At 69.5% G+C, this 12,368-nt stretch carries 10 protein-coding genes; 1 reads left to right on the plus strand and 9 read right to left on the minus strand.

Annotated features, from left to right (window positions below; genetic code table 11):
• Positions 1 to 283: 283 nt before the first annotated feature.
• Together H5J31_RS20120 and H5J31_RS20125 are read right to left on the minus strand one after the other, a co-directional pair.
• The gene (locus tag H5J31_RS20120) at positions 284 to 2,158 is read right to left on the minus strand and encodes a Calx-beta domain-containing protein (RefSeq protein ID WP_181774154.1); all 1,875 of its coding nucleotides are present in this window, start codon (positions 2,156 to 2,158) and stop codon (positions 284 to 286) included.
• A gap of 428 nt (positions 2,159 to 2,586) precedes the next feature.
• Positions 2,587 to 3,462: a trypsin-like serine peptidase gene (locus H5J31_RS20125; protein WP_236005294.1), complete on the minus strand. Its 876-nt coding sequence runs from the start codon at positions 3,460 to 3,462 to the stop codon at positions 2,587 to 2,589.
• 646 nt (positions 3,463 to 4,108) lie between these two features.
• Between H5J31_RS20125 and H5J31_RS20130 the strand changes: the two genes are divergently transcribed.
• Positions 4,109 to 4,693, plus strand: a complete 585-nt coding sequence (locus H5J31_RS20130) for a histidine phosphatase family protein (RefSeq protein WP_181774155.1) — start codon at positions 4,109 to 4,111, stop codon at positions 4,691 to 4,693.
• 26 nt (positions 4,694 to 4,719) lie between these two features.
• Here the strand turns inward: H5J31_RS20130 and H5J31_RS20135 are convergent, their stop codons facing one another.
• The 7 genes from H5J31_RS20135 to H5J31_RS20165 form a co-directional block, all read right to left on the minus strand.
• Entirely contained in the window at positions 4,720 to 6,225 is a 1,506-nt protein-coding gene (locus H5J31_RS20135) for a pyruvate, phosphate dikinase (protein ID WP_181774156.1), read from the minus strand.
• Entirely contained in the window at positions 6,222 to 6,815 is a 594-nt protein-coding gene (locus H5J31_RS20140) for a transcriptional regulator (protein ID WP_181774157.1), read from the minus strand. Before H5J31_RS20140 ends, H5J31_RS20135 begins: the two co-directional genes overlap by 4 nt.
• Positions 6,812 to 7,906 carry a TetR/AcrR family transcriptional regulator gene (locus H5J31_RS20145; RefSeq protein WP_181774158.1) on the minus strand — a complete coding sequence of 365 codons (1,095 nt, stop codon included), beginning with the start codon at positions 7,904 to 7,906 and terminating at the stop codon, positions 6,812 to 6,814. Before H5J31_RS20145 ends, H5J31_RS20140 begins: the two co-directional genes overlap by 4 nt.
• A 96-nt stretch (positions 7,907 to 8,002) precedes the next feature.
• Positions 8,003 to 9,313 (minus strand): MFS transporter, encoded by a 1,311-nt coding sequence (locus tag H5J31_RS20150; protein ID WP_181774159.1) that lies wholly within the window; start codon positions 9,311 to 9,313, stop codon positions 8,003 to 8,005.
• Positions 9,310 to 10,227, minus strand: a complete 918-nt coding sequence (locus H5J31_RS20155) for an alpha/beta fold hydrolase (protein WP_181774160.1) — start codon at positions 10,225 to 10,227, stop codon at positions 9,310 to 9,312. The genes H5J31_RS20150 and H5J31_RS20155 overlap by 4 nt, the downstream gene beginning before the upstream one ends.
• Before the next feature lie 13 nt (positions 10,228 to 10,240).
• Positions 10,241 to 11,674: an amidase gene (locus H5J31_RS20160; RefSeq protein ID WP_181774161.1), complete on the minus strand. Its 1,434-nt coding sequence runs from the start codon at positions 11,672 to 11,674 to the stop codon at positions 10,241 to 10,243.
• Positions 11,671 to 12,246, minus strand: coding sequence for a TetR/AcrR family transcriptional regulator (locus tag H5J31_RS20165; protein ID WP_181774162.1), 576 nt, complete (start codon positions 12,244 to 12,246; stop codon positions 11,671 to 11,673). Before H5J31_RS20165 ends, H5J31_RS20160 begins: the two co-directional genes overlap by 4 nt.
• Positions 12,247 to 12,368 lie beyond the last annotated feature (122 nt).

Raw genomic sequence — 12,368 nt, forward strand, 5'->3', positions numbered from 1 at the left:
CCCGGGACTCCGCCGCCCACGAAGACCGCAGACCCGCGTCGAAGGGGCCCTTTCCCCTCACTGTACGAGCGGAAAGTCCCCTTCACCCCGCTGATCACTGCTGATCACCGGTCCGTGAAGGCCTCCTTGAGGGACCCAGAGTCCCTCAAGGAGGCCTTCACGGACTCGGCACCCGACACGACACCTTTGCCCTAGCCCTCAATAGAACCGTCCCGCCACTCAAGACCTCCTTTGTGGACAGCCGGGGCGGACTGGATCGTCCGCCCCGGCCCGGTTCACCGGATCACCGGCGGCAGGGGTTTCCGGCCGGGTGCGCGGCGGTGCCGTGCACGTCGGCCTGGGATTCCGCGAGCACGATCTTCGCGAGCGCGGTGTCCAGCGCGACGGCCTGCTGCTTCACGACGCCGTTCGCCACCGTCTGACCGTTGAGTTTCAGCGAGCCGATGACCAGCGGGATGGTCAGCGGCGCCGAGCCCACCGTGATGGCCTGGCCGTTGATCTTCAGCGAGGCGACGTTCGAACTGCCTGCCAAGACGGGGGCGAGACCACCCGGTGCAGGCTGACAGGTCGCCGTCGCCTGCGACTGGATCACACCGAGTTCGATGTTCAGCCCGAGCGTGCTGATCACCGTCTTGTCGATCTTGGCCGACGCCAGCGCGCGATCGCCCGCGGCGGGGGCCGCCGACTGGTTGTCCGGCGTGAGATCGGTCGACGCGGTCAGTACCTGGGTTTCGACCTTGATCAGGCCGGCGTTGAGCGTCGCGGCGGCGACGGTGCGGGCGTCGTCGGCACAAGGCAGGTTCGCCGGGTTCGCCTGCGCCGCGGTCACCCCGAGCACGTTCGCCGCGGTGCCCGTGCAGGAGAAGACACCGTCACGGTCGTCGTCGAGGATCGTGCCGACACCGGTCGGATCGACGAGGCCGGCGCCCGACGGGGCCGAGAGGTTCACCGTGAACGTCTCGTCCGGCTCGTCGACGGTGTCCGGGGCGACCAGCACGGTCACCGGCTTGACCGTCTGCCCGGGAGCGAAGGTGACCGTGCCGTTCGCCGTGGCGTAGTCGGCGGGCGCGGTCGCGCTGCCGTTGGCGGTGGAGTACTGCACGGTCACCGGATTCGGGCTGGGGCCACCGAGCAGCGACACCGTGAAGGTCGCCGGGACCTGCGCGCCCCCCGAGCCTTCGGCGACCGTCACGTCGTCGACGCTCAGGCCGAGCACGCGCACGGTGGTGGTCTCGATGTACCCACGCGAGACGCCGTCGACCTGATAGTCGACCACGCAGTGATAGGTGCCGGGAGCGGCACCGGCCGACGCCGCGATCGTCTCGGTGAACGTGGCGACTTCGCCGCTGGTCACCTTGACGCTGCCGGGGTCGTTGGTGACCGTGAGCTGCGGGTCGCAGCTGGTCACCTTCGGGGTCACCGTGACCTCGATGGACTTGATGCCGTCCAGGATGGCCTGCGACACCTGACCGGCGGGCACGTTGTTCAGCAACACGCCACCGGTGGCCGAGGTGATCGCCGAGGCCTGCCCGGTGGCGTCGAGACCACCGACGTTGACGGCGACGACACGGATCTTCGCCGCTTGGAGTGCCGCGATGGTCTGCGCCAGATTGTGCCCTCCGCTCGGATCGTGCGACGGCGCGTCGCCGAACCAGGCGACGATGCGGGTACCGTCCGGACGGAAGTCGACCGCGCCGGTGGCCAGCTGGTACAACGCGTTCAAGTTCGCTTCCGGCGTGTCCCCGCCGCCCGAAGCCACCCACTGGTTGATTCCGGCCTGGACGGCGGTGGTGTCACCGGTGATGCCCTGGTTGACCTTGAACGGCACCGAGTCGGTGAAGTCCTTGTATTCGGCGACACCGAACCGCGCGGTGGGCTGCGCGGCGAGCACGTCACCGGTGATGGCGCTGGCGTTCGACCTCACGTTGCCGATCGGCCCGCCCATACTGCCCGTGGTGTCGGCGAGCAGGACGAGGTCGGGGTTCGGCGGCACCGCCGACGTCGTCACGTTCTTGGTCACGGTCGTGCTCTGCCCCGCGTCGAGGGTGAGATCGACCGTGGCCGGGTCGACCCCCGGCGGAGCCGCGACGGCGACCGCCGTGGACGCGAGCAGCGCCGTGACGGCGGTCAGGACGACGAGTAGTGGTCTTCGCGACATGGACTTCCCTTTCGAGACCCGGCGGCGGCCGGAATTCCTGTGGGTTGTCTGAGAAAGACGCGATGCCCCGCGTTTCGTTAATGCGTCACCCGGAGCGCCCTATGTCAAGACGCCCAACGAGTTGCCGTCGCGATTCCGGTCTACGCGGCTCATATCCGCGTTGCGCCAAGGGGTTGAGCGGACCTCGGCATCTCTCACTCTTCAGAGCGACGGACGCCGGGCATCAGCGAACCTCCCGTGAGCGGTTCGCTGGAAAAAAGGGGAACTCCGTAGGCGATTTACCGGCGATATTCACCGAATGTCGCAACGCCGCCGGTCCGCCGATACCGCGGCGAGACCTTTGTGGTCCCGGCGCCACAGGATCGGCGGATACTCGAGTCGACTCTGGATTCACGTTGCCGGAACAGTGATCCGGGGAAGTCTCCGGCTCAGAGTTCGCCGGCTCGCTCGTACAACTTCCGCACCGGCTCGGTCAGCGCGGCGCCGCTCAGGTCCGTGGTCACGCCGTCCTCGGTCATCGTTCCCCGGCTCGTCACGCTGAAAATGGTCCCCTTCCCACTGACGGGATCGAAGTTCCGCAGCCAAGGGCCGCCACTGGAGCCGCCCGCCAGGTCGCAATCCGTGTTCCAGGTCGTGGTGACCGAGTTCGCTCGGAGGTCCGCGGGCCGCGCGCAGGAGAACAGCGCCTCTCCCGCGGCCGCTCGCGACACCGGGTAGCCGAGGATGGTCGCGTCCACAGTGGACGGAAGTGTCCCGAACGAGATCTCCTGCGTACCCGCGACGTCCGCGACGTGCCGGCCATCGACCGGATCCAGGGCGATCACCGCGTCGTCGTCCGCTCCGCTCATCGGGCCCGCATACGTACCGGACCAGGCGAAGGCCCGGGCCGCGAACACCCCGTGCGGGATTTCGCCGTGGTCATACCCCGGAACGAATACCACATTGACGATCTTGATCGGGTTGTCGAACCGGTCCAGTCCGCCGTTCACACAATGCCCGGCGGTGAGTGCCACGTCCTTGCTCGAACTGGGGACCACCGTCGCGGTACAGGATCCGTCGACGCCGGGTTCGGCGGTGAAGAAAAGTCGCCCCACACCCGGCGGCACCGGCCCCGCCCATACGCGGCCGATCTTCTCGGCGGGCGGCAGTTCGTCGTCGCCGACCCATTGCCGCATCCGCTCCGGCGTCCAATGGGCCAGTGCCGCGGCCCGGTCGGCCTCGCTCACCGTCGTCACCACCCGCTCATCGGCCGCCGACGCCGGCGCGGCCACAGGCATCAGCGCCGTCGCGAAAACACCGGCCAACACGACGACTCGATGAACCACCCGAGGGAAACGCGGCTTCGTCAAGATCATATCCAGTGGACGCCTCACCATCGGCCAGGTTGCCACCGAACCCGGCGGCAAAGTATTTGTCGAGACCAAGGCAAACTTGGCGTGACCGGATCTCCGCAGTGAGGTCTGCCTCGCCGGCTTCCTTGCAGGAGGTGTTCGCGGCACAGGTCCGGCCTGGCCGACGGAGCTCGGCCACTCCCGGCTATCCACAAAAGACATTTCGCGGCGAAAATTCTCTGTTTGATACCTAGACGGCTAGTTCTCAACCCTGGTCACGAGTGGCGACGAGGGTTCCCTTGAGGAACAAGGCGAACGTGGCGCCGTCGGCGGAGGTCGTTGCGTCCGGCCGCGCGGCAGGGGCCCGCTCGCCGGGGTGAGAGTGGGCGTGGCTCGCGTGCTTGGGCCCGGATCTCGCGTGCTCAGGGACGTGGCTGCGTTTCTGGTTACCGCACCTGGGGGTGCACGGCGCCGAGCACGCGAGATCCGTCTCCGAGCACGCGAGTGCGCCGCGCAGGCACCACCCCGAGACCCGACGCGCCTGACTTACCTCTATAGATGTTGTGAACATCTGGATTATCTGAGTATCCTGATGTGGTTGTCGACGGTGGGAGCAGCGATGGTTCGGCATTTGTACGTCGTTCGGCACGGTGCGGCGGATCCGTTCGGCGAGTTGACCGACGCAGGGCAGCGGCAGACCGAACTGCTCGGGGCGCGCCTGGCTGCCCTGCCGGTCGACACCGTCTGGCATTCGCCTCTCCCCCGGGCCGCGCGGTCCGCTCAGATCCTGGGCGCACATCTGCCGGGGGTCGCCGTGCGGGAAGCGGCCGAGTTGATCGACCACGTTCCGCACGTGCCGGACGAGGTACCTCCCGCCTGGGCGGGGTTCTTCGACGGGTACGACGCCGCGGAAGCGGCTTCGGGAGCACGTCTCGCGGATGCGCTGATCGACAGGTTCGCCCGGACCGCGGAAACCGAGACCCACGAGGTCCTGGTCACCCACGCCTATCAGGTGGCCTGGCTGGTACGGCACGCGCTCGACGCGCCGCCCGCGCGGTGGCTCGGGCTGAGCTGTGGGAACACGGCGCTGACGACGATCGAGTATCGCGACGGCCTCGCGCCGACGGTGCTGACGTACAACGACATGGGCCACCTTCCGGCCGAACTGCGGTGGACGGGATTCGGTCCCGGCGTGCGGCCATGAGCTTCCGGAAGGTCGCCGGAGCGAGGTCAGCCCTGACGAAGCACGGCATGAGCGGCGCTCAGGCGTTGGGCTTCCCCGCGTTCGGAGTGATCGCCTGATACGTCGTCGGCCCAGCCGAGCAGACGGCTCAGGTGGGCATCCGCCGTGGTCGTGACTACGAGGGGGCTGCCGAGGGCGACTTCGCCGCTGGTCCCGTCGATGGTGATGAAGGTGCCTTCGCCGATGGTGCGCCCACCAGCACTCACCGAGGCATCGGCGACGACGAGGTCTGCGATCCCTACGACAGCGGGCTTTCCCATCGCTCGCGCGACGACGGCGGCGTGGCTGGCCGGACCTCCACGAGCGGTGACGATGCCGGCGGCGGCGGCCAGGCCGCGCATGTCGTGCGGGGAGGTTTCCGGCCGGACCAGGATCACCGGGCCTGCCGCGGCCATGCGCACCGCGCCGTCGGCCGTGGTCACCACCCGCCCGGCCGCGACACCGGGACAGGCGCCCAGCCCTCGGGCCAGGAGGTCGGCCTCCGCGGTCGACGCCATCCTCGGTGTGCGGACGTGCCGGAGCTGCCGCGGCGAGATCCTGAGCAGTGCTTCGTGACGGTCGATGGCGCGTTCGTCGGCGAGGTCGGTGGCGACGCGGACGGCGGCGGCTCCGACGAACCGGCCCGGCCGGACCTGCAGCAGCCAGAGCTCACCGGCTTGGAACGTGAACTCGGCGTAGCACGCGTCGCGATAGTGCTCCTCGACCCGGTTCAGGGCATCGAGCAGCCCGCTCCACACATCCGGCTCCCGGTCGGCCAACTCACGCAGGGGCCGGGTCAGTGCGCCGCCGGAGACGACGTCCTCACCTTGGTGTCCGAAAAGGACTTCGCCGAACGGGATCCGCTCACCGGTGTTGGGATCGCGGCTGAACGCGACTCCGGTGCCGCTGCGCGCGTCGCGGTTCCCGAACACCATCGCCTGCACGATCACGGCCGTGCCGAGATCGTGCGGGATGTCGTGCAGCTCCCGATAGGTTCGCGCGCGCGGTGTGTCCCAGGACGAGAACACCGTCTCCACCGCCAGTTCCAGCTGCCCGGTCGCGTCGTCCGGAATCCGCCGGTCACCGGCGATCGCGGCGGTGAAGCCGGACAGGAACCGCTCCCGGGAACTCCGCGCGAACCGTGCATCACCCGTCTCGGCCGCCAAGCCGGCGGCGGCCGAGGTCGTGAGCCCCAGGTTGAGGATCGTGTCCATCATGCCGGGCATCGAAACTCCCGCCCCGGAGCGAACGGACACCGCCAACGGCGTGTCCGCTCCCCCGAAACGGCGTCCGGTGACGGCCTCGAGGCCGGTCATGGCCGACACGAGTTCGTCGTCGAGACCGTCGGGAAGACGCCCGTCACGCAGAAACGCGCGACACGCCTCCGTCGTGATGACGAACCCGGCGGGCACGGGCAGCCCGAGACGGTGCAGGACGACGAGGCCCTGCGCCTTGCCGCCCACCGCCTCCACCGCCTCCCCGAGCTCGGCGGAGAGGGGGCGGATCCATTTCATCGCGGGATCCCGAGGGTGGCGAGCTGGTCTTCGTGAAGCTGGGCCCACACGGCGTGATACGACTCGGTGTCGTCGGCCAGGAACTCCCACTCGCCCGCTTCGACGCGGCCGAGGGCTTCGGTGAGCCGGACCCGGTAGCGATCGAACCGGGGCAACGCCGAGGACAACCCGGCACAGACGACGACGGCGCGCCGGTGGAGATCGGCGAACCGGCCGAGGACGCGGTCGTCGTAGGACCGATCGCTGTGATCGTTGGTGACCACGACACCGTCGACCGACCGGAGCTGCCAAGCCGTGCAGAGGTCCAGCAGTTCCGGGTTGAGCACGAGAAAGCCGTCGTACGCCGTGGCCATGGCGGGGCGGGCGCCGGCCGATTCCAGTTCCGCGGTGGTCCGCTCGGCATCCGCGACGCGGCCGTCGTCCGTCAGGGCCCACACCCGGAAGTCGGCGACGTGCGTGACGAGACCGGCGACCGCGAGATCGATCAGCTCGGACTCCACATCGGACTCACTCAGCCCCGTCGCCGCGGCCAAGCGGGTGAGACCCGCGGTGCCGACGCAACGAAGGGCATGCAACACCAGGAGGTTCACATCGTGTCCTTCGGCGGCCGTGCGACGTTCTGCCCGTCGACGGTCGCCACCGCGTGGGCGGCACCTCGTCCCTGGGCCCGGGCGACGATCCGGCCGCCTCGGACGCGCACCGCGGCCTCGGTCGCGTCGCCGGGCTCCGTCAGGCCGATCGCCGACGCCACGGACCCGCCGTCGAGGACCAGCCGGAGATGCCGCCATGCCTCGGTCGCGAACACCCTCCGCAGGCAGCCGACGAGGTCGGTGATCCTGAGCCGGACGAGGCGACCGGTCTCGGCGGGATCGTCCGTGACGACGACCAACGTCACCTGCTCGCCGGGCCGGGCGGACCGGACGGCCTCCTCGGCGGCGCCGAGGCGCCCCGCCCCCAGCACCGCGATGAGACCGTCGGCGGCCAAGTCGACCTGGTCGTCGCCGAGCCGGTCCGCGAGTCCCGTCGGCGCCTCCCAGGCGTCCGCGCACGGCTCCGCCGGGGACACATAGGGAAGGTGCGGCGGCGCCCAGGTGTCGGCCAGATCGATCCCGGCCAGGTGACGGCACGCGTGCGCCAGGTCGAAGGGGTCGCCGAACCCCGGCGCGGTCTCGGCACGATGACTCGAGCCGTCCAGCAGGGTCAGCACCAGTTCGGCCAGGCGGACCCGCCGCCCCGCCGGCGTGTACAACTCCAGCGTGGTGGCGAGCAGCAGAGCCTCCAGCCGGGCCACCTGAGCAAGCACCTCGCGCCCGCGCTCGTCGTCGAGAACACCGTCCAGCGAGCGCAGCTGCAGCCGTCCTCCCGAAGCCGAGTCACCGACCAGTGGCAGCCGTTCGAGCCAGATGCGGGCGAAGGCGCCCAGCGCGTCGGCCAATGACACCGGCGGCGCCGACGACTCACCGGCGGCCGCGTTCTCGACCAGGTCGATCAACACCGCCAGGTACAAGGCGCGTTTACCCGGGAAGTTCGAGTACACCGCGCCACGGGTCAGCTCGGCCCGCTCGGCGATCCGGTCGACCTTCGCCAGGGCGTAGCCGCGCTCGACGAACTCCACCTTCGCCGCGGCCAGCACGGACGCCCGCGTGCGTTCCTGCTGCTGTACCCGAGTCAGTCGGACCATCCTGCCCCTCCTCTGAATTTCCATCATCAGGATACCTCGAAAATCCAGATGATGTACACATTCGAAAGCGGAGATGGTCGCCTCGCTCCCCCGGTGTCATCCGACGTCGCGACGCATAGCCGCGAAGCGCGGCTGGCCTTCCTGTCCGATGTCGGGGACACGAACCACGCTCACCGCGCCGACCACGCTGAGCACCGCGAGGCAGGTGAAGAGTGCGGGGAATCCACCGGCCGCGAGAAGGACCGGCGCCACGAAGGGCACGACAGCGACAGGCAGTGTGCTCGCGATGTTGAGCACCGCGAAGTCCTTGCCCGCCGACTCGGGGTCGGGAAGCATGCGCAGGCAGAGGGCGAAGTCGGTGGCCAGGAAGGTCCCATAGCCCAGCGACATGATCGCGGTGCCCAGAAACACCACCGGGATCCCGGGCGAGACCGCCACCAGGACCAGCCCGGCGGCGAGCACGAGACCTCCGACGAGCACGAACGGCTTCTGCCTCCGGATCTTGTCGGAGAGCCAGCCGGTCAGCCAGGCGGTGACGGCGACACAGACGATCCCGATCAGGGTCAGGAGGAAGATCATTCCCGGGACCTTGTCGGCCAGGACGGCGAAGCGCTGGGTGAACACGAAGGCCAGGTAGCTGTTGGACGCCCATGCCGCGGTGATCAGGAAGCGCACCGCCCACGCCCAGCCGAACGCGGGATGCTTGCGCGGACTGACCCAGTACGACCGCAAGATGATCGCCGGACCGAGCCGTGGTTCGTCAGCCGGTGTCCGGTGCCGGGGATCACGCACGAGCAGGACGGCCATGACTACGCCCGCGGCGCTGAGCACACCGACCACGCCCCACTGCAGCCGAGGCAGGGCGGGCAGGGCGCTCACCACGGCGAAACCCAGGGCGGGACCGGCGAGGGCCACGAACGCCACCACTCCCGATGCCGCTCCTCTCCGCTCCGGAGCCACTTGGTCCGCGGCCAGCGCGGCGCTCGCGGCGAGCTGGAACATGACGAGTGCCGTGATCAGGGCCCAGCCCAGCGCCACCTGCCACACCTCGGTCGTCCAGCCCATGATCGTGAGCAGGATCGCCGCTCCGAGGCCACCGGTGAGAATCCAGGTGCGGCGTCTGCCGAACCGCGCGGCCGTCCGGTCGCTGACGCGCCCGCCGAGCGGATTCGCCAGCAGCCCGACGAGCCCGCCGATTCCGGTCACCAGGCTGAAGGCGGAGGTCGCCCCGGCGCCGGCGATCGCCGACAGATGGGTGACCAGCAACAGGTTCATCGGCACCGCGATAGCGATGTAGCCGGCGGCGTTCGTGCCGACCAGGGCCCCGATGAGGCGTGGCTGACCGGTCCGGGTGACGGTACCGAGAGAAGCCGCCTCGGTCTGCGGGACCACCGCCTCGGGGATCATCTCGGCCCCGCGACGGCGTCCACGATCTCGTGGATCGCTTCGCGCACGACAACCGGATTCTCCTGCGGGATGAGATGCCCGGTCTTTTCGACGACGACCACGCGCCCGTTCGGGACGGCGGCCATGAGCTCGGTGGCCACCCGGTTGAACAGGGGGCGCGCCCGGGACATACCGCGGTCGATCCGCCCGGCCTGAAGGCAGATCGTGGGGACGTCCGGACTACCCGCGGCCTGGAGACGTCGCATCGTCGACAGCGCCGGAACGATCTGCGCCGCCTCGCGGCGCCCGGCGCGCATCGCACGGACACAGGCGTAGTCGCGGACGAGGATGTCCACATCGGACTCATCGATGACGCGGGACACGTGCGGCACGGTCAGTTTCACGACGAGCTTCCGGCCGCCCAGGCGCGCGAGCAGCGCCAGCACACCGAACGACCAGGACAGGATCCGCGCGTCGCGGTCGCTCATGATCTCGGCGACGGTCGCGTCGACGAAGACCAGTCCGGCGACCCGGTGCGGGTGACGCTCGGCGAACAGGCGGATGACCGGTCCGCCCCAGCTGTGTCCGACGAGGACGACGGGCCGGGTCTCACCGAGGACGTCGAGGAGCCCGGTGAGGTCGTCCGCAATCCGCTCGATCGTCCGGTCCCGCGGGTCCGGATCGCTCCCGCCGTAACCCGCCCGGTCGTAGGACACCGTGCGAGTGCGCGCGCCGATCTCGCGCTGGGTGTGCACCCAGGAAGCGGCGGGAGCGCTCATGCCCGCCTCGAATACGACCAGCGGCCCGTCGCCCTCGCCGGCGGTGACGACCCGCAGCCGTCGCCCGTCGGGCAGTGCGACGAACTTCTCGGTCAGTCCCTGCCCCGGATGGCGGTGCTCCGGACTTCCACCTGTGAGGTTCGTCTGTGTGTTCATCGGGCGTGGCCTCTCAATCATCCCAGCAGGACGGATGGACGTCTTTCCACAGCCCCGAGCGTTCGAGCTGCGCGGCGAGGGCCAGCAACGGCGCGTCTTCCCGCCGGCGTCCGACGATCTGAACGCCGTACGGGAGTCCGTCGCGATCGAGGTGCGACGGCAGGGACACCGCGGGTCGCCCCGTCAAATTGGCCCACGGGGTGGGGGCCGACCAGTCCAGCATCGCGTCGGCGATCGCCGCCACACCACCGGTCTCGAAGTGTCCGAGCCGAACCGGGGGGCCGTTCGTCACCGGGGTCAGCGCGACGTCGAACCCGTCGAGGGCCGCCAGGAAGGCGCTCGCATAACGCGCCAGGACCTGTTGTGCCGCGAAGAGGTCCTGGCCGGACAACGTCTGTCCTTCGGCGCACAGGTACCGGGTGTACGGCAGGAGCAGTTCCCTGCGCTCAGGCGGGACAAGCGATCGCACCGCCGCCTCGACGGAGGAGGCGAACAGCGTGCGCAGTGCCAGGCGCACCGGATCGTCGCAGCCGGCCGGGATCTTCACCTCTCGCACTTCATGCCCCAGTTCCCGGAGCAGGCTCGCCGCTCGCTCCACCGCACGCACGACCTCCGGATTCGCGGGAACGCCGTCCAGCCCAGGATCCGTCCACACGGCGATGCGAAGCGGCCTTACCGTTGGCCACTTGACGACGTCGACGAAGCCTTCTTCGGCTCGCCAGCCGTCCGGATCGCCACTCCAGGGCCGCGCCATCACGTCCAGCAGCAGCGCGGCGTCCTCCACCGTCCTGGCGATGGGACCTTCGACGGTGGTGGCGGTGAGCGAGGTCGGCGGTACCGAGGAACTGACCAGCCCTCGGCTGGGCTTCACGCCGACGAGGTGACAGGCCGCCGCGGGCGTTCGTGTCGATCCGGCCCCGTCGCCCGCCTGTGCCAGTGGCAACAGCCCGGCGGCGACGGCGGCGGCGGCGCCACCGCTGGAACCGCTCGCATAGCGCGTCGTGTCGTACGGGGTGACGGTCGGCCGCTCCGTCACGTCGTTGTCGGTGTAGCAGGTGGCTCCGAACTCCGCGGTGTTGGTCTTGCCGACGAGCACCGCGCCGGCTTGCCGGATCAGTCCCACCGTCCAGGTGTCGGCAGCGGGGGTGAAGCCCGCCAGAGCGGCGGAGCCGAAGGTCGTCCGCACTCCCGCTGTCGGATACAAATCCTTGATACCCAGAGGAAGTCCCAGCAGAGGTGCCCATTCTCCACGGGCGATGCGCTCGTCCGCGCGGACGGCCTCCTCGAAGGCGAGGTCCGGTACGACGGTGGCGAAGGCACCGAGTCCGCCATCGAACTTCTCGATACGTTCCAGGTAATGCGCCGTCAGTTCACGGGAACTCAGGTCGCCCTTGCGCAGGGCACTCAGTTGTTCCGCGGCGGAAAGCTCGTGCGGTTCGGCGCTCACGGAGCCACCGTGGTCCCGGTCAGCACGTCGTGGGCCAAGGCGGCGACGGCGTCGAGATAGTCCGGGGTCAGCGGCCGGCGGCCCAGCATCCGGCGGTGCATCAGCGGGCCCTCGATCAGATCACCCACCAAGGACAGGTCGGGAAGCTCACCGATCTCACCTCGCCGTGCCGCCCGGGTGACCACCTGCCGCAGCGGCTCACCTCTGCTCTCGGCCATTCTCCGGAAGGCGAGCTCGGCGTCGGGCTCGTGGTGCAGATCGGCGACGAGCCCCATGAGCCCGTCGATCCACGACGAGGACCAGGACGCCGCGAAGTCCTGGACGATCGCCCTGAGGTCCGTACGGAGTGCCCCCGTGTCGGGGTCCGAGACCGGGGGCAGGTGCTCGGCGAGCACATCGACGACGAGCTGCGCCTTGCTCGACCACCGCCGGTAGACGTCGGTGCGATGCGCGTGGGCCTGCGCCGCGACCTCGGACAGCTTCAGCGCGTCGTAACCCCGGCTTTGCAGCAGTGACCACGCCGCGGCCGAGAGCCGCTTCTCGAGATCGGGATCTCGGCGACGACCAGGCATACCGACTCCATTTCGCTACATGTTGTAGTGAAATGACGATAGGTCTCCCCGGCTGCGCGCGCAAGAGCCGTGTCAGCGGAAAGTGCGAGCATCGAGGAGCACGAGTTCGAACCGTTCGCCGA

It is taken from the genome of Amycolatopsis pittospori (assembly GCF_013870525.1).
Taxonomy (GTDB): domain Bacteria; phylum Actinomycetota; class Actinomycetes; order Mycobacteriales; family Pseudonocardiaceae; genus Amycolatopsis; species Amycolatopsis pittospori.